We start from the raw sequence: 22,525 nt of genomic DNA on the forward strand, positions 1-22,525 counted from the left end.
TCATGGGTAAATTAGCGCTAGCGGCAAAAATCACTCACGTTCCGTCGATGTACCTCTCCGAGCTGCCGGGGAAAAACCACGGCTGCCGCCAGTCGGCCATCGACGGGCATAAAGAGATCAGCAAGCGCTGCCGCGAGCTGGGCGTGGACACCATCATCGTGTTCGACACCCACTGGCTGGTGAACAGCGCGTACCACATCAACTGTGCGGACCATTTTGCGGGCGTCTACACCAGCAACGAGCTGCCGCACTTTATCCGCGACATGACCTACGACTACGACGGCAACCCGGCGCTCGGCCAGCTGATCGCCGACGAGGCGGTGAAGCTCGGCGTGCGCGCCAAAGCGCACAACATCCAGAGCCTCAAGCTGGAGTACGGCACGCTGGTGCCGATGCGCTACATGAACGCGGATAAACACTTCAAGGTGATCTCCATCTCGGCGTTCTGCACGGTTCACGACTTCGCCGACAGCCGCAGGCTGGGCGAGGCCATCGTCAGCGCCATTGAAAAATACGACGGCACCGTGGCGGTGCTCGCCAGCGGCTCGCTGTCGCACCGCTTTATCGACGACCAGCGCGCGGAAGAAGGGATGAACAGCTATACCCGCGAGTTTGACCGTCAGATGGACGAGCGCGTGGTGAAGCTGTGGCGCGAAGGCCAGTTCAAAGAGTTTTGCAGCATGCTGCCGGAATACGCCGACTACTGCTACGGCGAGGGCAACATGCACGACACGGTGATGCTGCTGGGGATGCTCGGCTGGGACCAGTACGACGGCAAGGTGGAGTTCCTCACCGAGCTGTTCGCCAGCTCCGGTACCGGCCAGGTTAACGCCGTTTTCCCGCTGCCCGCGTAAGGAGCCATCATGCCGCACTTTATTGCTGAATGCACCGACAACATCCGCGAGCAGGCCGACCTGCCTGGGCTGTTCGCCAAAGTGAACGAGGCGCTCGCCGCCACGGGCATCTTCCCCATCGGCGGTATCCGCAGCCGCGCCCACTGGCTGGACACCTGGCAGATGGCCGACGGCAGGCACGATTACGCCTTTGTGCATATGACGCTGAAGATTGGTTCCGGGCGCAGCCTGGAGAGCCGGGAAGCCGTGGGGGAGATGCTGTTTGCGCTGATCAAAACGCACTTCGCAGAGCTGATGGCCGCCCGCTATCTGGCGCTGTCGTTCGAGCTCGACGAGCTGCATCCGACGCTCAATTACAAACAGAACAACGTGCACGCGTTGTTTACGTAGCCGTCTGCTCGCCCGGTGGCGCTTCGCTTACCGGGCCTACAACGGCCCCGAACGTAGGCCGGGTAAGCGAAGCGCCACCCGGCAACAGCAGCGCCAAACCGTAGGCCGGGTAAGCGCAGCGCCACCCGGCAACAGCAGCGCCAAACCGTAGGCCGGGTAAGCGCAGCGCCACCCGGCAACAGCAGCACCAAACCGTAGGCCGGGTAAGCGCAGCGCCACCCGGCAACAGCAGCACCAAACCGTAGGCCGGGTAAGCGAAGCGCCACCCGGCAAGAACAGGATATCGCCATGCTCGACAAACATACCCATACCCTGATCGCCCATCGTCTGCATCAGGCGGAACAATCCCGGGAGCAGATCCGCGCGATCTCGCTGGACTACCCGACGATCACCATCGACGACGCCTACGCCGTCCAGCGCGAATGGGTCAGCCTGAAAATCGCCGAAGGCCGCGTGCTGAAGGGCCACAAGATCGGCCTCACCTCCAAAGCGATGCAGGCCAGCTCGCAGATTAGCGAACCGGACTACGGCGCGCTGCTGGACGACATGTTCTTCCACGACGGCAGCGATATTCCCGTCGACCGCTTCATCGTTCCGCGCATCGAAGTGGAGCTGGCGTTCGTGCTGGCAAAGCCGCTGCGCGGCCCGAACTGCACGATCTTCGACGTCTACAACGCGACGGACTACGTCATCCCCGCGCTGGAGCTGATCGACGCCCGCTGCCACAACGTTGACCCGGAAACCCAGCGCCCGCGCAAGGTGTTCGACACCATCTCCGATAACGCCGCCAACGCGGGGGTGATCCTCGGCGGCCGTCCGATTAAGCCCGACGCGCTGGATCTGCGCTGGATCTCCGCCCTGCTCTACCGCAACGGCGTGATCGAAGAGACCGGCGTTGCCGCAGGCGTGCTTAACCACCCGGCGAACGGCGTGGCGTGGCTGGCGAACAAGCTCGCCCCGTACGACGTACAGCTTGAGCCCGGCCAGATCGTTCTCGGCGGCTCGTTTACCCGCCCGGTGCCCGCCAGCAGAGGCGACACCTTCCACGTGGACTACGGCAGCATGGGCTCCATCAGCTGCCGCTTTGTTTAGGAGAGGACCATGCAAAACGCATTCAAAGCGGCGCTGCAGGCGGGCCGCCCGCAAATCGGCTTATGGCTGGGGCTGACCAGCAGCTACAGCGCCGAGCTGCTGGCGGGGGCAGGCTTCGACTGGCTGCTGATCGACGGCGAGCACGCGCCGAACAGCGTGCAAACCGTCTTAACCCAATTACAGGCCATCGCGCCGTACGCCAGCCAGCCGGTGGTGCGTCCGTCGTGGAACGACCCGGTGCAGATCAAACAGCTGCTGGACGTGGGCGCGCAAACCCTGCTGGTGCCGATGGTGCAAAACGCCGACGAAGCGCGGCTGGCGGTACGTTCCACCCGCTACCCGCCTGCGGGCATTCGCGGCGTCGGCAGCGCCCTGGCGCGCGCGTCGCGCTGGAACCGCATCCCGGATTACCTGCAGCAGGCTAACGACGCCATGTGCGTGCTGGTGCAGATCGAAACCCGCGAGGCGCTGAAAAACCTGCCGCAGATCCTGGACGTGGAAGGCGTCGACGGCGTGTTTATCGGCCCGGCGGATCTGAGCGCCGACATGGGCTTGGCCGGCAATCCGCAGCACCCGGAGGTGCAGGCAGCCATCGAGCAGGCGATCGCGCAGATCCGCGCCGCCGGTAAAGCCCCCGGCATCCTGATGGCGAACGAGCCGCTGGCGAAACGCTACCTTGAACTCGGCGCGCTGTTTGTCGCCGTCGGCGTCGACACCACCCTGCTCGCCCGCGGCGCGGAAGCGCTGGCAGCGCGTTTTATCGAACAACCGGTTACGTCAGTTAATAACAATAAATCCGTCTACTAAACGTAAGATCTGGAGCGCACCATGACGACCTCTACCCTGCAAACCCATGATAATAAAGCTGTTGAACATCGCGCCATTAACAAGCTGTTCCGACGCCTGATTGTCTTTCTCTTTATCCTGTTTGTCTTTTCGTTTCTCGATCGCATCAACATCGGCTTTGCCGGGCTGACGATGGGCAAAGATCTGGGTCTTACGTCGACCATGTTTGGCCTGGCCGCGACGCTGTTTTACGTCACCTACGTGCTGTGCGGGATCCCGAGCAACATCATGCTGGCGAAAATCGGCGCGCGGCGCTGGATCGCCGGGATCATGGTGGTGTGGGGCATCGCCTCCACCTGTACCATGTTCGCCACCAGCCCGCACACGCTCTATGTTTTACGCATGCTGGTGGGCATTGCGGAAGCGGGCTTCCTGCCGGGGATCCTGGTCTATCTCACCTGGTGGTTCCCGGCCTATCACCGCGCCCGCGCCAACGCGCTGTTTATGATCGCCATGCCGGTGACCATGATGCTCGGCTCGATCCTCTCCGGCTACATTCTGGCGATGGACGGGCTGTGGAACCTGAAGGGCTGGCAGTGGCTGTTCCTGCTGGAGGGGCTGCCGTCGGTGGTGCTCGGCGTGGTGACCTGGTTCTACCTCAACGACACGCCGGATCAGGCCACCTGGCTGGACGATGACGAAAAGCAGGCGCTGAAAACGATGATCGCCCGCGAGCAGGAGGTCGCTATTGCCCAATCCGTCACGCCGCGATCGACGCTGCGCGAAGTGCTGACCCCGGCGGTGCTGCTCTACACGCTGGCCTACTTCTGCCTGACCAACACGCTCAGCGCCATCAACATCTGGACGCCGCAGATCCTGCAAAGCTTTAACACGGGGAGCAGCAATATCGTCATCGGCCTGCTGGCGGCGATCCCGCAGTTTTGCACCATTCTCGGGATGATCTGGTGGAGCCGACGCTCCGACAGGCTGAAAGAGCGAAAAAAGCACACCATCCTGCCGTACCTGTTCGCCGCGGCGGGATGGATGCTGGCCTCGGCCACCGATCACAGCCTGATCCAGCTGCTTGGCATCATCATGGCCTCAACCGGATCGTTTACCGCCATGGCGATATTCTGGACCACGCCGGATCGGGTGATTAGCCTGCAGTCCCGCGCGGTGGCGCTGGCGGTGATCAACGCCATCGGCAACGTCGGATCCGCTGTCAGCCCATTGCTGATTGGGATCCTGCGCGACGCGACCGGCAGCTTCAGCTCCGGCCTATGGTTTGTGGCCGGTCTGCTGGTGGTCGGCGCGCTGGTGCTGACGCGCATTCCGATGACGCAGCGGGATCAACAGAGGAACGAGCATGTGCCAGAGCCCTATCGCCAACATTGATATCAGCAAGGAGTACGACGAAAGTCTGGGCACCGACGACGTGCACTACCAGTCGTTCGCCCGCATGGCGGCCTTTTTTGGCCGCGACATGCAGGCGCATCGTCACGACCAGTATTTTCAGATGCACTTTCTCGATACCGGGCAGATTGAACTCCAGCTCGACGATCACCGCTACTCGGTGCAGGCCCCGCTGTTCGTCCTTACTCCGCCGTCGGTGCCGCACGCGTTTATCACCGAATCCGACAGCGACGGGCACGTGCTGACGGTGCGCGAGGATCTGATCTGGCCGCTGCTGGAGGTGCTCTACCCCGGCACGCGGGAAGCGTTTGGCCTGCAGGGGATCTGCCTCTCGCTGGCCGACAGGCCGGACGAGCTGGCGGCGCTGAAGCACTACTGGCAGCTGATTGCCCGGGAATCGACGGAACAGCTGCCGGGGCGCGAGCATACCCTGGCCCTGCTGGCCCAGGCGGTCTTTACCCTGCTGCTGCGCAACGCGAAGCTCGACGACCACGCTTCGGGCGGTATGCGCGGCGAGCTGAAGCTGTTCCAGCGCTTTACCCAGCTGATAGATGCCCACTACCACCAGCACTGGACGGTGCCCGAATACGCCAGCGAGCTGCACCTGACCGAATCCCGCCTGACCGATATCTGCCGCCGCTTCGCCAACCGCCCGCCGAAGCGGCTGATCTTCGACCGGCAGCTGCGCGAGGCCAGACGGCTGCTGCTGTTTTCCGACAGCGCGGTCAGCGAGATTGCCTGGCAGCTGGGGTTTAAGGATCCGGCCTATTTTGCCCGATTTTTTAACCGCTTAGTGGGGTGCTCGCCGAGCGCGTACCGGGCGCAGAAAGTACCGGTTTCCTGAACGCATCACGTTTCGTAGGGCGGGTAAGCGCAGCGCCACCCGCCGAAAAGCCGCACAGATCACAAATCCCAATCCCGCCCGAAAAGTACCCGTCGTTGTCCCAAACGTCCCTTCACGTTCCGCCCCTCTCAGGCTTCAATTAAACAACAAAAACAAAACATAAATTTAACAACACAATTCCGATACGAGGTCCCTATGAAGCCTGAAGATTTCCGCGCTGATGCCAAACGTCCGTTAACCGGCGAAGAGTATTTAAAGAGCCTGCAGGACGGTCGTGAGATTTATATCTACGGCGAGCGCGTCAAAGACGTCACCACCCATCCGGCGTTTCGCAACGCGGCGGCCTCCATCGCGCAGATGTACGACGCGCTGCACAAGCCAGACATGCAGGACACGCTGTGCTGGGGCACCGACACCGGCAGCGGCGGCTATACCCACAAGTTCTTCCGCGTGGCGAAAAGCGCCGACGACCTGCGCCAGCAGCGCGACGCCATCGCCGAGTGGTCGCGCCTGAGCTACGGCTGGATGGGCCGCACGCCGGACTACAAAGCCGCGTTCGGCTGCGCGCTCGGCGCCAACCCGGCCTTCTACGGCCAGTTCGAGCAGAACGCCCGCAACTGGTACACCCGCATTCAGGAAACCGGCCTGTACTTCAACCACGCCATCGTTAACCCGCCGATCGACCGCCACAAGCCGGCGGACGAGGTGAAAGACGTCTACATCAAGCTGGAGAAAGAGACCGACGCCGGGATCATCGTCAGCGGCGCGAAAGTGGTGGCAACCAACTCGGCGCTGACTCACTACAACATGATCGGCTTCGGCTCCGCGCAGGTGATGGGCGAAAACCCGGACTTCGCGCTGATGTTCGTCGCGCCGATGGACGCCGAGGGCGTGAAGCTGATCTCCCGCGCCTCTTACGAGATGGTGGCAGGCGCAACCGGATCCCCGTACGACTACCCGCTCTCCAGCCGCTTCGACGAGAACGACGCGATCCTGGTGATGGATCACGTGCTGATCCCGTGGGAAAACGTGCTGATCTACCGCGATTTCGACCGCTGCCGTCGCTGGACGATGGAAGGCGGATTTGCCCGCATGTACCCGCTGCAGGCCTGCGTGCGCCTGGCGGTGAAGCTCGACTTCATCACCGCCCTGCTGAAGAAATCCCTGGAGTGCACCGGCACCCTGGAGTTCCGCGGCGTGCAGGCGGATCTCGGTGAAGTGGTGGCCTGGCGCAACATGTTCTGGGCGCTGAGCGACTCTATGTGTTCCGAAGCCACCCCGTGGGTCAACGGCGCGTATCTTCCGGATCACGCCGCGCTGCAAACCTACCGCGTGATGGCGCCGATGGCCTACGCGAAGATCAAGAACATCATCGAGCGTAACGTGACGTCCGGACTGATTTACCTGCCGTCCAGCGCCCGGGATCTGAACAACCCGCAGATCGACCAGTATCTGGCGAAATACGTGCGCGGCTCCAACGGCATGGATCACGTTGAACGCATCAAGATTTTGAAGCTGATGTGGGATGCCATCGGCAGCGAGTTTGGCGGTCGCCATGAACTGTATGAGATCAACTACTCCGGCAGCCAGGATGAGATCCGCCTGCAGTGTCTGCGTCAGGCGCAGAGCTCCGGCAACATGGACAAGATGATGGCGATGGTCGACCGCTGCATGTCCGAATACGACCAACACGGCTGGACGGTGCCGCACCTGCACAACAACAGCGATATCAACATGCTGGATAAGCTGCTGAAATAGCGCAGCGGGAGGTTGCAATGCATTTAGATGAACAATGCCTGCGTTTTCGCGACGCAATGAGTAGCCTGTCGGCGGCGGTCAATGTGATCACCACCGAGGGCGAGGCGGGCCGCTGCGGCATTACCGCCACCGCCGTCTGTTCGGTGACTGACACCCCGCCGTCGGTCATGGTGTGCATCAACGCCAACAGCGCCATGAACCCGGTATTTCAGGGCAACGGCAGGCTGTGCGTTAACGTGCTGAACCACGAGCAGGAGATCATGGCTCGCCATTTCGCCGGGATGACCGGTATGACGATGGAGGAGCGCTTTACCCTCTCCTGCTGGCAGAAAGGTCCGCTGGCGCAGCCGGTGCTGAAAGGCGCGCTGGCCAGCCTGGAAGGGGAGATAAGCCAGGTGCAAACCATCGGCACGCATCTTGTTTATCTCGTTGAAATTAAAAACATCATCCTCAGTGAAGAGGGCCACGGCCTGATCTACTTTAAGCGCCGTTTCCACCCGGTCATGCTGGAGGCGGAAGCCGCCGTGTGATGCCCCCCGCGCTGGCCTTTTTCTTCGGCCAGCGCCGCTTTCTACAAAAATTCCTAAGGTTTCCGCTAAATCACGCCGTTATATAACCATAAGAGAAATTTTCTGTGACTGAATACTGACACCGCCTGTCAGTGCACCCGCATCATTCAGCGCATACCTAAATATACAGGATGACCTTATGGCTAAAACGACGCGGAGCCGCTCGGCTGAACGTCTGGTCGATATTCTGGTTGAGCTACATTTAAACGGTGTGGTAAACCGCAGTGCGCTAATGGAAAAATTTAAAATTACCGAGCGTACCGTCTACCGGGATTTAAATGCCCTCTCTCCCATTGTTGAACATACCGGTAACGGGCTATATCGACTGATCCATTCTGCACAATCGCCCGGTGGACAAGGCTTACATCACAACACCCTTGCTAACTTCCTGAATGCCGACAGCTTTTTCCCTGAAAGAAATACGGAATTCTGGCAGAAGCTTGAAACGCGCGTAGACGAAAACCATATTCTTATTCTTGCGAATGAAGCCGAACACACGGTACAGCGTGATATTCGCCGTCATTTAACGAAAATCGAGAGTTCGATTAAAAACCATAATGTTTGTCAGATTGTTTATAAGGGAAAAACCCGGCTGATTAATCCCTATAAACTCATTAACAAAAAAAATATATGGTATTTACAAGCCACCGAAAATAGCCGTCTGAAATCCTTCTCATTGAGCCAGATTAGCTGGTTTGATATTCAGAAAACGACCTTCACCCCGGAAGAAAATGTCCTTGAGCTGCTGGAAAAAAGTCTCGACCCTTGGGTATCTGAAAATACTTTCGCGGTGAAAATATTCATCAAGGATAATATTTCGCATTACTTCCTTCGCCGCGATCTTCTGCCGGAACAAGAGCTGCTGGAGGAGCAACAGGGTGGCGTCACGCTGCGCTGCCAGGCGGCGCACGAGAACCAGATCCTGCCGCTGCTGTTCTACTGGCTGCCCCATATTCAGATTCTGGAGCCGAGCTGGCTTAAGGAAAAACTGATCGGAACGCTGGAGAACTATCTGGCGGTGGAACGCAACCCGAATAACCAAGTGATCTCAATCACATAATTTCGTCCCTTTGCGGCGAGCCGGAACCGCTCGTCGCCCCCTTTGACCGCTCACCCGGTACTTTCAACCACTCACTCATTTACCGTCCTTTACACGCGCGAGGATCTGGCACGATCGCTCCAGCATTAATCAATACCTCCTCACAACGAACCCTGACCCTTTTTTCTTTACATAAAAAACCAGGTCTTACTATGGATACTAAAAAACTACTGAAGCACGTGCCCTGGGCCTTACTCGGGATCCTCGGCGCTTTTTGTCTGGCGGTTGTCGCATTACGCCGGGGCGAACACGTAAGCGCCCTGTGGATCGTGGTCGCGTCCGTTTCCGTCTATCTTGTTGCTTATCGCTACTACAGCTTGTACATCGCGCAGAAGGTCATGAAGCTCGACCCGACGCGTGCCACCCCGGCGGTCATTAACAATGACGGCCTGAACTACGTGCCAACCAACCGCTACGTGCTGTTTGGTCACCACTTTGCCGCTATCGCCGGTGCAGGCCCGCTGGTCGGCCCGGTGCTGGCCGCGCAGATGGGCTACCTGCCGGGTACCCTGTGGCTGCTCGCGGGCGTAGTGCTGGCGGGTGCGGTGCAGGACTTTATGGTGCTGTTTATCTCTTCTCGCCGTAACGGCGCCTCTCTGGGTGAGATGGTCAAAGAAGAGATGGGCCGCGTGCCGGGGACTATCGCCCTGTTCGGCTGCTTCCTGATCATGATCATCATCCTCGCGGTGCTGGCCCTGATCGTGGTGAAAGCGCTGGCCGAAAGCCCGTGGGGCGTCTTCACCGTCTGCTCTACCGTGCCGATTGCGCTGTTCATGGGGATCTACATGCGATTCCTGCGTCCGGGCCGCGTGGGTGAAGTGTCGGTGATTGGTATCGTGCTGCTGGTAGCCTCTATCTACTTCGGCGGCGTGATTGCGCACGACCCGTACTGGGGCCCGGCGCTGACCTTCAAGGACACCACCATCACCTTCGCGCTGATTGGCTATGCGTTTATTTCCGCGCTGCTGCCGGTCTGGCTGATTCTGGCCCCGCGCGACTACCTGGCGACCTTCCTTAAAATCGGCGTTATCGTCGGTCTGGCGATCGGCATCCTGGTGATTAACCCGGATCTGAAAATGCCTGCGGTAACGCAGTACATCGACGGCACCGGCCCGCTGTGGAAAGGCGCCCTGTTCCCGTTCCTGTTCATCACCATCGCCTGCGGTGCGGTCTCCGGCTTCCACGCCCTGATTGCGTCCGGTACTACGCCTAAGCTGCTGGCGAACGAGAAAGACGCGCGTCTGATCGGTTACGGTGCGATGCTGATGGAGTCCTTCGTAGCGATCATGGCGCTGGTTGCAGCCTCCATCATCGAACCGGGTCTGTACTTCGCGATGAACACCCCGCCGGCGGGCCTCGGCATTACCATGCCAAACCTGCACGAGATGGGCGGTGACAACGCGGCGCTGATTATGGCGCAGCTGAAGGACGCGAGCGCACACGCGGCGGCGACCGTCAGCTCCTGGGGCTTCGTGATTTCGCCTGAGCAGATCATGCAGACCGCGAAGGACATCGGCGAACCGTCCGTGCTGAACCGCGCAGGTGGTGCACCGACGCTGGCCGTAGGTATCGCACACGTGTTCCACAAAGTGCTGCCGTGGGCGGACATGGGCTTCTGGTACCACTTCGGTATTCTGTTCGAAGCGCTGTTCATCCTGACCGCGCTGGACGCCGGTACCCGTGCGGGCCGCTTCATGCTGCAGGACCTGCTCGGTAACTTCGTGCCGTTCCTGAAGAAAACCGACTCTCTGGTCGCCGGTATTCTCGGTACCGCGGGCTGCGTCGGCCTGTGGGGCTACCTGCTGTATCAGGGCGTTGTCGACCCGCTCGGCGGCGTGAAGAGCCTGTGGCCGCTGTTCGGTATCTCTAACCAGATGCTCGCAGCCGTTGCTCTGGTGCTCGGTACCGTGGTCCTCGTGAAGATGAAACGCACCAAATACATCTGGGTAACGGTTGTTCCTGCGCTGTGGCTGCTGCTCTGCACCACCTGGGCGCTTGGCCTGAAGCTGTTCAGCGCCAACCCGCAGCTGGAAGGCTTCTTCTTCATGGCTAACCAGTATAAAGAGAAGATTGCCGCAGGCGGCGCGGATCTGACCGCGCAGCAGATTGCCAACATGAACCATATCGTGGTGAACAACTACACCAACGCGGGTCTGAGCATTCTGTTCCTGGTGGTGGTGTACAGCATCATCTTCTACGGCATCAAAACCTGGATGAACGTGCGCAACGCCGACGGCCGTACGGATAAAGAAACCCCGTACGTACCGGTGCCGGAAGGCGGCGTGAAGACCTCTTCACACCATTAAAAAAATGGCGGGTGGCGCTACGCTGACCCGCCCTACACAGAAACTGTAGGCCCGGTAAGCGTAGTGCCACCGGGCTTTTTCTGTCTGGAACCCACAATGTTTGGTAACTTAGGCGAAGCAAAAAAATACCTCGGTCAGGCGGCGAAAATGCTGATTGGCATTCCGGACTATGACAACTACGTTGAGCATATGAAGACCAACCATCCGGATAAGCCGTACATGACCTACACCGAATTCTTCCGCGAGCGTCAGGAAGCGCGCTACGGCGGAAGTGGAGAAGGCGGCGTCCGCTGCTGCTAAAGGAGAGACCATGACCCCGATTGCCGTTACCCTGCTGACCGGTTTCCTCGGCGCCGGTAAAACCACCCTGCTGCGCCACATCCTGAATGAACAGCACGGCTTCAAAATCGCCGTTATCGAAAACGAATTCGGTGAGGTCTCGGTAGACGATCAGCTGATTGGCGATCGCGCGACCCAGATCAAAACCCTCACCAACGGCTGCATCTGCTGCACCCGCTCTAACGAGCTGGAAGACGCCCTGCTGGACCTGCTCGACAGCCGCGACCGCGGCGAGATCGACTTTGACCGTCTGGTGATCGAGTGCACCGGCATGGCCGACCCCGGCCCGATTATTCAGACCTTTTTCTCGCACGAGATCCTCTGCCAGCGCTACCTGCTCGACGGCGTGATTGCACTGGTGGATGCGGTCCACGCCGACGATCAGATGAACCAGTTCACCATCGCCCAGTCTCAGGTGGGCTATGCCGACCGCATCCTGCTGACCAAAACCGACGTGGCGGGCGAAAGCGTTAAGCTGCGCGAACGCCTGACCCGCATTAACTCCCGTGCGCCGATATTCACGGTGACGCACGGCGACATCGATCTGTCTCAGCTGTTCAACACCAACGGCTTTATGCTGGAAGAAAACGTCACCGCAAAACCGCGCTTCCACTTTATGGGAGATAAGCAAAACGACGTGGCGTCGATTGTGGTCGAACTGGACTACCCGGTGGACATCGGCGAGGTTTCGCGCGTGATGGAAAACCTGCTGCTGTCGTTTGCCGACAAGCTGCTGCGCTACAAAGGGATGCTGTGGATTGACGGCGAGCCGAACCGCCTGCTGTTCCAGGGCGTGCAGCGCCTGTACAGCGCCGACTGGGACAGACCCTGGGGCGATGAAGCGCCGCGCAGCGTGATGGTGTTTATAGGTATCCAACTCCCGGAAGAAGAAATTCGAGCAGCGTTTGCGGGGTTGAAGAAATAACCGCCATGCATCCCCTCTCCCCTATGGGGAGAGGGTTAGGGTGAGGGGTAAACCTATTTCACCGCGTCCGGCAGCGTCACAATCCACAGCTCGCTGTCTGACTCCGGCTTCTTCAGCGGCTTCACGCTGAGCGTGGTCTCAACCGGTTTATCATCAAGCGTCAACTTGCCTTCCGCGTTCACCCGATAATCCTTGAGCTTCTTGCCCTCGACCGGGTTTTGCATCGCCACCTTCACGCCAAAGTCGTTATCGTTCGCCACCGCAAGCCGTTTGCTGTCGATTAGCGCCAGCCCTTCGGCCTTCTCCTGCTGCCAGCCCAGCGCGCGCAGGTCGACGACCTGCGTTTTAGCAGCAAGCGTTATGCCGCGCTGCGCCAGGGTTTTCTCATCATCAAACTCCGGGTATTCGCCCGGCTTGTCGAAGGCGGAAAGGTCGCTCGCCTTGCTGAGATCTACCTTGTAAATCAGGTTGCGCATGCCGTCGTTTTTATCGCTTCCCTGCTCAATCAGCAGGATGTGCTGGTCATCGAGCGCCACGATGTCGCCGATTTTGGCGTCGCTGTTTTTGCCGTAGGCCGCGCTGTCGATTGGGTAACCGTACATCGCGGTTTTGCCGGTCGCCGGGTCGAAGCTCACCAGACGCGTAAACAGCGCCTGCTTTTTGCTCTTACCGTCGATATCCAGCGTGCTTTGCACGGCGGCGATAATCCGCCCGTCCGGCATCCGGGTCAGGCCTTCAAAGCCCCGATTCGCCTGGCGCCATTTGATAATGTTTGGCAGACCGCCCGCGATGGATTTCTCCCCTTCCGCCGCCTGCGGCCCGTGGATCGCCAGGATCTTCCCTTTACCGTCGACGTTAATCAGGAACGGGCCATACTCGTCGCACAGCCAGTAGCCGCCTTTGCCGTCCGGCGTGATGCCTTCCGTGTCCAGCCCGCGGTTGTCGCCCTTCAGAATTTTTAGCGTGTCGCTGAACGCCACTTCATTGGTGGAGCCAATCACGCCGCTTTGCAGCGGCAGGCCGTTAATCTCGCCTTTATCGTCATGCAGCGGGCGGGCATCCGTTGCCTCTGCTTTGCCGTTCTGAACGCGGATGGTCATCAGCAGCGGCGCAAAATCTGGCGTGACAAATATTTTGGCTTCGTTTTTACCCATTTTTGGCGCATCGGCGTTTGGACCGCGATCGGTCACGGTCGCAAAGGTCAGGGCGTCGCCCTGCTTGCCCGTAAACAGCAGGCCAGAACCGATTCCCACGGGCAGTCCATTCGGAAACGCGCTGGCATACGCGCCGCTGTTGCTCACGTGGGAGCCTTCAGGGAAGCTGACGACGTAGCGCTCAGCAGTAGGCTGCGCCGCCAGGCCAGAGAAAGAGAGCGCACAACCGATTAGCACAGGAATAATTTTTCTTTTCATATTGTTAGCATCCAGTTAGTGAAGCCAACAACGTAAAGAATAAACGTGTCAGAAAAATGACATGAAAAGGAAACCGACCTGCACGATTGAACGTATATTCATCACTCGAAATGTAAGGCTTTGTTGTTTTGTGTGACAGGTGAAACATTTTTGGAAATTATTAGAAACCCAATTAATTCATCTCAAATCACTTTCCCCGCCTCGTTCAGTTTATGTTTAGTCAAAAAACTAAACCGTTCCTAAACGCCAAAACATCACCCGTTGACACCCCGACAATCAAACACCACCGCAACAACCTCAATAAAAAATTTAACAATATCAGTATAAAAACGCGATTTACATCACATTTGCAGTCATAAACCTCGCTTGTTAAGGTGTCCTCAGATTAATTTGATGACGAGGAAATACTCATGAAAAAACTTAACATTCTTATCCTTTCTGCTTTGACCGCGGTATCTGGCTCCGCTCTGGCCATGGGCGGCAGCATCGAGCAGGGTAAAAACTTCACCAACCTGAATGTGGAAATGGGTAAATCCTCATCTGGCCTGTATACCGAAGGTAACTGGCTCAAAAATACCGATGACGGCACCCAGACCGGTGGCGTGGGCGCCGGTTACAACCTGGAAGTTGGCCCGGTGATGCTGAATGCGGGCGCGAAAGCCATCTACATCGGCCCGAAAAAAGGCGATAACGGCGTAGCGTTCCCAATCGGTGGCGGCGTGAATGTTGCCCTGACCGACAGCATTAACGTATTCGGCGAAGGATACGTTGCACCAGACGGCCTGAACAACAGCGTGAAAAACTACGTTGAAGCCAACGGCGGCGTCAGCTGGACCCCAATCAAACCTGTGACCCTGAAAGTGGGTTACCGCCACGTGAGCGTTGATGGCAAAGACGGTCGTCCAAACCACACGCTGATTGACGGTGCGTACGTGGGCGGCGGCGTGAGCTTCTAAGGTTCCAATACTGACCAAAAAAAACCTGCCAGATGGCAGGTTTTTTTATGACGGCAATTACTTACGCACCACCACCAGCTTCTGGTTCACAAACTCTTTGATCCCCAGATCCGACAGCTCGCGTCCGTAGCCGGAGCGCTTCACGCCGCCGAACGGCAGTTCTGCCGCGGTATCCGTCAGCCAGTTGATGTAGACCATCCCGGTCTCAATCCGCGAGGCCATTTTCTTCGCGCGCTCGATATTCTGACTGAACACCGCGCCGCCCAAGCCGTAGTGGGAGTCGTTCGCCAGCGCGACCGCCTCGTCATCGTTTTTCACCACATACATCTGCGCCACCGGGCCGAAGAACTCCTCGAAGTACGCCGGGTTATCCCGCGAGATATTCGTCAGGATCGTCGGTTCGAAGAAACTCCCGTCGCGCTGTACAGGCTTGCCGCCATAGTGCAGCGTCGCACCGTTTTTCACCGCCTCGTTAACCTGTTTGGTCAGCGTTTCGAGCGCATCTTTGGACGACAGCGGCCCCAGCGTGGTGCTTTCGTCCAGCGGATCGCCAATCTTCACCTGCTTAAATGCCTCGGTGAATTTACTCAGGAAGGCATCCGCAATCTTTTCATGCAGAATAAAGCGCTTCGCCGCGGTGCAGACCTGTCCGGCGTTGTTGAGTCGCGCATTCACGCCGATCTTCACGGCTTTGTCCAGGTCCGCATCGTCCAGCACCACGAACACGTCGTTACCGCCCAGCTCCAGCGTAGATTTCTTGATGTGCTTCGCCGCCTGCGCGGCCACCACGCTGCCCGCTTTTTCGGAGCCGGTCAGCGCCGCCCCCTGCACGCGATCGTCGGCAATAATGTTCGCCACCTGATCCGAAGAGATAAACAGGTTGGTCCATGCCCCTTCCGGCGCGCCCGCCTCGCGTACCAGATGGGCAAAGGTTTCCGCGCAGTGCGGCACGATGCTGGCATGCTTGGCGATCACCGGGTTACCCGCCGCCAGGTTCGGCGCCAGGACGCGCATCAACTGGTAATACGGGAAGTTCCACGGCTCGACGGCCATCAGCACGCCGATGGGGTGATGCTCCACCCACGCTTCCCCGAGCTCAGAGTCGTACTTCACCGGGGCCAGGAACCGCTTCGCGTTGTCGGCGTAGTAGCGGGCGATTTGCGCGCAAAGCTTCACCTCGCCGCGGCTCTGTTCGATGAGCTTTCCCATCTCCTGGCTGGCGATTTTAGCCAGATCCTCCACGCGCTCGTCGATCAGGTCGGCGAGCTTATGCAGCACCGGCAGACGCTGGCTGATGTCGCCTTTTGCCCAGTCTGAATGATAAAGCGCATCGGCTGCCTTGAGCGCCGCTTCGATATCCGCGTCGGTATGTGAGGGGTATTCTTTGATGAGCTGGTTAGTGGCAGGATTTACTGTCTGATAAGCCATGTCGAATCTCCTTGTTTTACCGCTTAGGGTATTAAGGGTAGTCAACATGACTGGCTCTGGGCGTAAAGTTGGGTATATCCGGAAGGTTCTTAATGAAGCGCTGCCGGACGGTTCGCTGACGTGGTATAAAAAACCTTCAGAAGGAGCGCCCATGACCGATACCCGACACGTCCGGCAGACATTTCACCGCGCCTCAGGCCTTGAGCTGCGCAGCACCTGGAAGAGCACGCAGGCGTACAAACGCCATAGTCACCCTCAGCTCTCCATCGGCGCGATTGTGGAGGGCCAGACCTGCTGCGTGTGTCACGACAGAGAGTACATCCTTAACCCCGGGGACCTCATCGTGATCCCGGCCTGTGCGCCGCACAGCTGCAACCCCGTCGCCGGGCAACCGCGCAGCTACCATATGCTCTATATCGACACCGAGCTTCCGCTGGCGCTACAGGTGATTCGTAGCCCTGATCTGTTTGCCCACTACCTGGAGGTTGTCGAGACAATGTCTCCGGCGTCTGTGGACACACTGCTTTCTGTCCTTCCCCGCGGTGCGGATAGCGCAGACGCGCTTCGCTCAACCAGCCAGCAGGTTCAGGAGGCGTTTCTTTCCGATCTCACCTGCCCGCCTTCCCTCGACGAGCTTGCCCAACGCTTCTCGCTGCGCAAGGAGACGCTGATCCGCACATTCAGGCAGGACACCGGCCTGACGCCGGGCAGCTTCCTCAATATCTCCCGCGTGGAATACGCCAAAGCGCGGCTGCGCGCCGGGGATAATATTGCAGACGTCGGCTACCAGAGCGGCTTTGCAGACCAGAGCCATTTTCATAAGACCTTCGTGAGCTATACCGCCGCCACGCCGCGCCAGTACGCCACGGGCCGATCAATATCAGACAATAAATAGGTTCTGCAGCGCCGTACTCTGACCTCGGATTGTTAACCGAGGTCGCTATGGAACTGTTCTTTCCTTCCGCTTTTCTCGCCCTGGCGCTGGCGCATTTTGTTGCCCTGTTAAGCCCGGGCCCGGATTTCTTCCTGCTGGTGGGCTACGCCGCGCGCTATCGGCTGCGCGGCAGCGCCGGGCTGTGCCTCGGCATCGCCGCGGGTAACGCACTCTATATTGTTCTGGTCATTATCGGCTGGAGCGCTCTGCGCCAGTTTTCGTGGCTGTTTACGCTTATAGAGCTTTGCGGGGCCCTATATCTGCTGTGGATCGGCTCGCATCTGGTGCGCAGCCGACCTCAGGCTTTGGCGCTGAATGAAACTCACCAGCGCTTCCCTTCGCTGCGCAAGCAGATCCTGCTGGGGATCGGTTCGGCGCTGTTAAACCCGAAGAACGCGCTGTTCTATCTGGCGCTGATGACGGCATTGCTGGGGCCGGACGTGACGCTGCTTCAACAGGCGACCTGCGGCGTCTGGATGGTGATGATGGTGCTGGCGTGGGATCTGGCGCTGGTGTCGCTGATGGGGTTACGAGCGGTTCAACAGAAGCTTAGCCGTTCGCTGTGGTGGATTGAGCGCACGGCGGGAGTGGTGCTGATGGGGTTTGGGGGATGGGTGCTGTGGCGGCTACTGGAAATTATACGCTGAGATAGCGGGCAGCCTGACGCCGCCCGTTGCTTATTTTTTATTTTGATCGCGCAGCATTGCTTCACGCAAAATGGCATTGAGCCTCGTCTGGTAACCTTTTCCAGGCCGTTTAAGCCACTCCATCACGTCAGCGTCGATACGTACAGATGCCTGAGTTTTGAGTGGCCGATAGAACTTCCCTCGCACCGCCCCTGACCACTGTTCATCCCCCGTAGCAGGAATATCGCTGTAATCAATCTCTGCTTCCGATTTTTCGGCAAGTGCTTTGAGCTCAGCCTCACGACGAGCACTAACCTCAGGCGCACTACCGCGTTTATGTTTAACCATGCTCATAACGGCTCCTCTCTTTACGGTCCGCCTTTCGTGCGCTAATGATTCGAATGACTTCGTCACCACTTTCAAAACGTACCGTGTGTGCGACCATAATGACAATTAGACCATGTACAAGGCCAATGGTCTGCCAACGAAACTCTCCATTTTCATGACGATCCTGCAGAGATAAATGGTAAGGATCGTCAAACACCAGAACAGCCTCTTCAAAGCGGATCCCATGCTTAATGAGATTACTTTTCGCTTTGTTGGTATCCCATTCAAACTCCGTTGGCATAGTGTACCCTTCCCTTATTGTATATACAAAAAAGCATATACAAAACGTTCGTAAATTGAACCGGTCGACATCGTTCAATTTCATTTTCTGAAGGCGCATTCCAGAATGCTGAAACGCGAAGGTCCTTCTCCTTCTTTGCACTTTTCCCCCGCTTCCCTCTATCCTTAACCCATGGAAAAACATACCGAACTCAAACGCGCCAAGCTGCTGGCGCTGTCGCTGCTGCTGGTTGCCGCCGCGGCGTTTATCACCACCCTGTTCCTGCCGCAGACCTTCTGGGTGCGCGGCGTGAAGGCCATTGCCGAGGCGGCGATGGTCGGCGCGCTGGCGGACTGGTTCGCCGTGGTTGCGCTGTTCCGCCGGGTGCCCATTCCGTTTATCTCGCGCCATACCGCGATTATTCCGCGCAATAAAGATCGGATCGGCGACAATCTCGGCCAGTTTGTGCAGGAGAAGTTTCTTGATACTCAGTCGCTGGTGGCGCTAATCCGCCGCTACGAGCCCGCGCAGATGATTGGCACCTGGTTCAGCCAGCCCGACAACGCCCAGCGCGTCGGGCAGCATTTGATTCAGGTGATGAGCGGTTTTCTCGAACTCACGGACGACGGGCGCATTCAGCGGCTGCTCAAACGGGCGGTGCACAAGGCGATTGATAAGGTCGATTTCACCGAAACCAGCGCCGTGATGCTGGAGAGCATGACCAAAAACAACCGCCACCAGGTGCTGCTGGACGCCATCATCAACCGCCTGATTACCCTGATTCAGCGGGAAAGTACGCGGGAGTTTATCTCCGATCAGATTGTCCACTGGCTGAAGACCGAACACCCGCGCAAAGCGATGGTGCTGCCCACCGAGTGGCTGGGCGATCAAAGCGCGGAGATGGTGTCGAACGCGGTGAACACGCTGCTGGACGACATCAGCCACGACCGCACGCACCAGATCCGCCAGGCGTTCGACCGCGCCACGCTGAAGCTTATCGACAACCTGAAAAACGATCCGGAAATGGCGGCGAAAGCCGACAACATCAAGCACTACCTGAAAAACGATGAGGCATTTAACCGCTATCTGGGAGAGATGTGGGCCGATCTGCGCCAGTGGCTGAAGGCGGATATGCAAAGCGAGGATTCACGCGTGAAGCAACGCATCGCCAACGCCGGGCTGTGGTTTGGCGAAACGCTGTCTAACGACGCCAGCCTGCGGGCGTCGCTGAACGAGCATCTTGAGCAGGCCGCGCACCGCCTCGCACCGGATTTTGCCGCGTTCCTGACCCGCCACATCAGCGACACGGTCAAAAGCTGGGACGCCAAAGACATGTCCCGCCAGATTGAGCTTAACATCGGTAAAGATCTGCAGTTCATCCGCGTCAACGGCACGCTGGTCGGTGGGACGATTGGCCTGATCCTGTTTTTACTCTCGCAACTGCCTGCCGTGCTGGGGCATTAATCTACTTTAGGCGGCGCGATGACGTAGCGCGTCGCCTCGAAGCGGTTCAGGATCAGGTGCACCAGGAAGACCATCGTCAGCGTTGCGACCAGCGAAAAGGTGACGGAGGTGATGCGATAGAGATCGCTGAACACCAGGTCAGTGTCCGGGTGCATGTTCTGCCCGAACATAATGCCGATGGTGGTAATACTGGAAAACCCCACTCCCGCACCCACCTTTTCCATCACGTGCAGGCGCGCGCCAAACGCCAGCCCAAGGCCGATCAGCGGCATCATCAATAGCATATGGCTGCTGTGATCGTAGAGGATCAGCTGCACCACCAGAATATAGAGACAGCCCAGCACCACGCCGACCACGCGCCAGATAGAGCTCATCACCGAACCGCGATAGTGCATCGGGAACAGGATCAAAATCCCCGCCATCAGCGCCGAAAGCGAATCGCTTAAGTCGCTAATCTGGAACACCACGAAAATCAGCGTCGCGACGGTACCGGAGAGCAGCGACTCGTGGCGCACCCGGGCGTCGTCTTTCTCAATCAGCGGCGGCGGCTTGCGGGGCTCTACGTCCGGCAGGAGATAGTTCATCAGCGCGCTCAGGCACACCGCCATCACGCTCGCTTCGATGTTGGAAAACAGCAGCGTGTGCCAGCTGGTAGTGGGGTAGCTCATAAAGTTGAGCATCACGCTCTGGCACACCACGCCCATTGAGCCAAACAGGAACAGCGGCCCCTTGCTCATAAAGCGAAAGCGCATCACGTACAGGGCAAACACCACCAGCGTCATGATGACCGGCCATTGCGACAGATAGCCGATGATGAAGATCATTTCAACGCAGTTTAGCGCGGCACTAAAGATAAACTGCTTCGCCACGTGGCGATTAAATACCGGCACTAGCGACAGCAGCATGATCGGGTAGACCACGAAAAACACGCCGTAGCTGGTGTTGTAAAAGCTGGAGATGCTCAGCGCAATCATCCCGGCAAAGACGATGCGCAGGGTCTGGCGAAAGTCATTTGCCGTGTAAACGATGTTGCCGTGGGGGGTAAAGACCCTCGCCAGGGTGCTAATAGACATCGAACTAATAAACATAGTGAAGCAGGCTCACCAGGTGGATCTGCATCCCGGAGAAGAAGCGCGCAAACGGCCCTTCGCTGTTGTAGAGCTGCACGGTCGCGCGCGCGCCGGTAGGCAGATGCTTCGGCAATTCTTCGTCCAGCGCCACGTGGATGCGCATGCGTTGGGCATCACGCACCCAGCGGTTGGAGGTTTCCGGCTCGGACAGCTGGCCGTTAACGGCCTCCTGACCCGCCAGTATCCCCGCATCGCTGCTGGTCACGTGGGCGCGGAAAACGTGCCCCGGGAAGGCGTCAAACACCACGGCGGCGTCGGTGCCCTGATGGGTGTGGCGCAGGCTCTTCTCACGGAAATCGGCGACGATATCGGTCTGGTTGTTCACCAGCGCCAGCGCGGCTGAACCTGAGGAGGCGTAAAAGCCGGGGCTTAACTGCAGGTTACTGACCGTGCCGTCCGCCTGGGCGTAGACCTTCGTCCAGCCGAGGTTGAGTTCCGCTTCATCCAGCGCGTTACGGTATTTTTGCAGCGTCACGTTGCGGTGCTCGTCCCGCTCGCCGCGCTGAATGCGCAGGTTATGGATATTGGCCTGGATGGAGCTGACGGACTGCTCGCTGCTCTGCCAGGTGGTGCGAACCTTATCCAGATCCGACTGCGAAACGTTCTGCAACGTGCTCAGCTTCTGGTAGCGGTCGAAGGTCACTTTGTCGTTGCGCGCGGTCAGCACGGCGGTTTTCAGGCTGGCCTGCGCGGCGGCGATCTGCGCATCCAGCTGTTCGTTGGAAAGGCGTGCCTGCTCAAGCGCAATTTGCGCCGCTTCCACTTTATTGCGAAACGGCGTGTCGTCGAGCTCAAACAGCAGATCGCCTTTCTTCACCTGGCTGTTGTTGTGGACGTGTACCGCCGCCACATAGCCGGAGACGCGCGGAGAAACCGGCGTCACCACGCGCATCACGGTGGAGTCCGGCGTCAGCGGGATCCAGATATCCGCGACAATAAAGTAGACAAACATCAGCAGGAAAGAGGCAATACTCACCCTTACCCAGCGGGCAAACTTTTGTTCAGGAGTCATTATTTTTCGGTCTTGTTATCTTCTTCGCGGATTGTCCGCAAATTGCAGGCGATTTGATTCAGGGTGGCGCTGAAAATGTCGATATGTTCCGGCGCGATGTTTTGCGATACGCGCGCCTGATAGGTCTCAATCACCTGAGTGAGCCGTTTTAATATGGCTTTTCCCTCAGGCGTCAGCGTCAGAAGCCGGATGCGCTTGTCATAAGGCGATACGGCGCGCAGCAGGTAACCCTGCTTTTCCAGCTGTGTGAGGGTGCGCATCAGCGGCGGCAGTTCAATGCCCTGCACCTCCGCCAGCTCACTCATCGAGACGTTATCCCCGAGCTGATGCAGCTGCATCATCACCGTCCAGCTCGACTGGGTTAACCCGGTATCGAGAATGGCATCGTCAATGACGGCACGCCACTGGCGCACGATCATCGCCATCCGCATACCCATCGGCCTGCGGCAGAACAGTTCTTCTTCACTCATGGGGGAAACCTCTCGTCACACGCGGCCAAGATAATAGTTATCAGGATAAGTATCAAGAAACGAGAGGTAAAAGCGCAGGAATTGCGAAAGGGGTTACGGGAGGCGATTTAC

General features: G+C 58.5%; 23 protein-coding genes. 16 read left to right on the forward strand and 7 right to left on the reverse strand.

Translation table 11 applies throughout. The features are described from left to right. Window positions 1-2: 2 nt before the first annotated feature. The 12 genes from hpaD to yjiA all read left to right on the forward strand — a co-directional run bounded on the left by hpaD (window position 3) and on the right by yjiA (window position 12,375). Complete coding sequence (hpaD, locus tag V4835_RS20545) at window positions 3-854, forward strand: 3,4-dihydroxyphenylacetate 2,3-dioxygenase (protein ID WP_331413489.1); 852 nt, start codon at window positions 3-5, stop codon at window positions 852-854. Between the two features lie 9 nt (window positions 855-863). Further along, window positions 864-1,244 carry a 5-carboxymethyl-2-hydroxymuconate Delta-isomerase gene (locus V4835_RS20550; protein ID WP_331413491.1) on the forward strand — a complete coding sequence of 127 codons (381 nt, stop codon included), beginning with the start codon at window positions 864-866 and terminating at the stop codon, window positions 1,242-1,244. A 288-nt stretch (window positions 1,245-1,532) separates the two neighbouring features. Further along, complete coding sequence (gene hpaH, locus V4835_RS20555; protein ID WP_331413492.1) at window positions 1,533-2,336, forward strand: 2-oxo-hept-4-ene-1,7-dioate hydratase; 804 nt, start codon at window positions 1,533-1,535, stop codon at window positions 2,334-2,336. 9 nt (window positions 2,337-2,345) lie between these two features. Then, window positions 2,346-3,143 (forward strand): 4-hydroxy-2-oxoheptanedioate aldolase, encoded by a 798-nt coding sequence (hpaI, locus tag V4835_RS20560; protein WP_331413494.1) that lies wholly within the window; start codon window positions 2,346-2,348, stop codon window positions 3,141-3,143. A 21-nt stretch (window positions 3,144-3,164) separates the two neighbouring features. Next, entirely contained in the window at window positions 3,165-4,517 is a 1,353-nt protein-coding gene (gene hpaX, locus V4835_RS20565) for a 4-hydroxyphenylacetate permease (protein ID WP_193940839.1), read from the forward strand. Continuing rightward, entirely contained in the window at window positions 4,489-5,379 is an 891-nt protein-coding gene (gene hpaA / locus V4835_RS20570) for a 4-hydroxyphenylacetate catabolism regulatory protein HpaA (protein ID WP_331413497.1), read from the forward strand. The genes hpaX and hpaA overlap by 29 nt, the downstream gene beginning before the upstream one ends. 195 nt (window positions 5,380-5,574) lie before the next feature. Further along, complete coding sequence (gene hpaB, locus V4835_RS20575) at window positions 5,575-7,137, forward strand: 4-hydroxyphenylacetate 3-monooxygenase, oxygenase component (protein ID WP_014168483.1); 1,563 nt, start codon at window positions 5,575-5,577, stop codon at window positions 7,135-7,137. 17 nt (window positions 7,138-7,154) lie between these two features. Beyond that, entirely contained in the window at window positions 7,155-7,667 is a 513-nt protein-coding gene (locus tag V4835_RS20580; RefSeq protein ID WP_331413499.1) for a 4-hydroxyphenylacetate 3-monooxygenase reductase subunit, read from the forward strand. 178 nt (window positions 7,668-7,845) lie between these two features. Continuing rightward, the gene (locus V4835_RS20585) at window positions 7,846-8,766 is read left to right on the forward strand and encodes a helix-turn-helix transcriptional regulator (protein ID WP_331413501.1); all 921 of its coding nucleotides are present in this window, start codon (window positions 7,846-7,848) and stop codon (window positions 8,764-8,766) included. Between the two features lie 191 nt (window positions 8,767-8,957). Beyond that, complete coding sequence (locus V4835_RS20590) at window positions 8,958-11,111, forward strand: carbon starvation CstA family protein (protein ID WP_100165532.1); 2,154 nt, start codon at window positions 8,958-8,960, stop codon at window positions 11,109-11,111. Between the two features lie 96 nt (window positions 11,112-11,207). Continuing rightward, window positions 11,208-11,411, forward strand: coding sequence for a YbdD/YjiX family protein (locus V4835_RS20595; protein ID WP_003856610.1), 204 nt, complete (start codon window positions 11,208-11,210; stop codon window positions 11,409-11,411). A gap of 10 nt (window positions 11,412-11,421) precedes the next feature. After that, a complete protein-coding gene (gene yjiA / locus V4835_RS20600) occupies window positions 11,422-12,375 on the forward strand; it encodes a GTPase (RefSeq protein ID WP_331413506.1) in 954 nt (317 codons plus the stop codon). Window positions 12,376-12,428: 53 nt separating this feature from the next. Here the strand turns inward: yjiA and V4835_RS20605 are convergent, their stop codons facing one another. Next, window positions 12,429-13,787 (reverse strand): esterase-like activity of phytase family protein, encoded by a 1,359-nt coding sequence (locus tag V4835_RS20605; protein ID WP_331413507.1) that lies wholly within the window; start codon window positions 13,785-13,787, stop codon window positions 12,429-12,431. Between the two features lie 410 nt (window positions 13,788-14,197). Here V4835_RS20605 and V4835_RS20610 point away from each other — a divergent pair, with 410 nt between their 5' ends. Beyond that, complete coding sequence (locus V4835_RS20610; protein ID WP_063143257.1) at window positions 14,198-14,743, forward strand: YfaZ family outer membrane protein; 546 nt, start codon at window positions 14,198-14,200, stop codon at window positions 14,741-14,743. Window positions 14,744-14,800: 57 nt separating this feature from the next. Here the strand turns inward: V4835_RS20610 and V4835_RS20615 are convergent, their stop codons facing one another. Then, window positions 14,801-16,171, reverse strand: coding sequence for an NAD-dependent succinate-semialdehyde dehydrogenase (locus V4835_RS20615; protein WP_331413509.1), 1,371 nt, complete (start codon window positions 16,169-16,171; stop codon window positions 14,801-14,803). Window positions 16,172-16,322: 151 nt separating this feature from the next. Here V4835_RS20615 and V4835_RS20620 point away from each other — a divergent pair, with 151 nt between their 5' ends. Then, window positions 16,323-17,066 (forward strand): AraC family transcriptional regulator, encoded by a 744-nt coding sequence (locus V4835_RS20620; protein ID WP_331413510.1) that lies wholly within the window; start codon window positions 16,323-16,325, stop codon window positions 17,064-17,066. Window positions 17,067-17,113: 47 nt separating this feature from the next. Beyond that, window positions 17,114-17,752, forward strand: a complete 639-nt coding sequence (locus V4835_RS20625) for a LysE family translocator (protein ID WP_331413511.1) — start codon at window positions 17,114-17,116, stop codon at window positions 17,750-17,752. A gap of 30 nt (window positions 17,753-17,782) precedes the next feature. Here V4835_RS20625 and V4835_RS20630 read toward each other — a convergent pair whose 3' ends face one another. Together V4835_RS20630 and V4835_RS20635 are read right to left on the reverse strand one after the other, a co-directional pair. After that, complete coding sequence (locus tag V4835_RS20630; RefSeq protein WP_116342305.1) at window positions 17,783-18,085, reverse strand: BrnA antitoxin family protein; 303 nt, start codon at window positions 18,083-18,085, stop codon at window positions 17,783-17,785. Further along, window positions 18,072-18,359: a BrnT family toxin gene (locus V4835_RS20635; RefSeq protein WP_010427219.1), complete on the reverse strand. Its 288-nt coding sequence runs from the start codon at window positions 18,357-18,359 to the stop codon at window positions 18,072-18,074. The genes V4835_RS20630 and V4835_RS20635 overlap by 14 nt, the downstream gene beginning before the upstream one ends. Before the next feature lie 171 nt (window positions 18,360-18,530). Here V4835_RS20635 and V4835_RS20640 point away from each other — a divergent pair, with 171 nt between their 5' ends. Then, the gene (locus V4835_RS20640; RefSeq protein WP_331413514.1) at window positions 18,531-19,802 is read left to right on the forward strand and encodes a DUF445 domain-containing protein; all 1,272 of its coding nucleotides are present in this window, start codon (window positions 18,531-18,533) and stop codon (window positions 19,800-19,802) included. Here the strand turns inward: V4835_RS20640 and V4835_RS20645 are convergent. The 3 genes from V4835_RS20645 to V4835_RS20655 are packed head-to-tail and all read right to left on the reverse strand — an operon-like array spanning window position 19,799 to window position 22,414. Continuing rightward, a complete protein-coding gene (locus V4835_RS20645; protein ID WP_048976410.1) occupies window positions 19,799-20,875 on the reverse strand; it encodes a DUF2955 domain-containing protein in 1,077 nt (358 codons plus the stop codon). The two genes, V4835_RS20640 and V4835_RS20645, sit on opposite strands and share 4 nt — an antisense overlap. A gap of 4 nt (window positions 20,876-20,879) precedes the next feature. After that, entirely contained in the window at window positions 20,880-21,947 is a 1,068-nt protein-coding gene (locus V4835_RS20650) for an HlyD family secretion protein (protein ID WP_154816112.1), read from the reverse strand. Continuing rightward, entirely contained in the window at window positions 21,944-22,414 is a 471-nt protein-coding gene (locus V4835_RS20655; protein ID WP_063143248.1) for a MarR family winged helix-turn-helix transcriptional regulator, read from the reverse strand. The genes V4835_RS20650 and V4835_RS20655 overlap by 4 nt, the downstream gene beginning before the upstream one ends. Window positions 22,415-22,525 lie beyond the last annotated feature (111 nt).

The sequence above is a fragment of the Enterobacter cloacae complex sp. CARB60 genome (assembly GCF_036487345.1).
GTDB lineage: Bacteria > Pseudomonadota > Gammaproteobacteria > Enterobacterales > Enterobacteriaceae > Enterobacter > Enterobacter asburiae_D.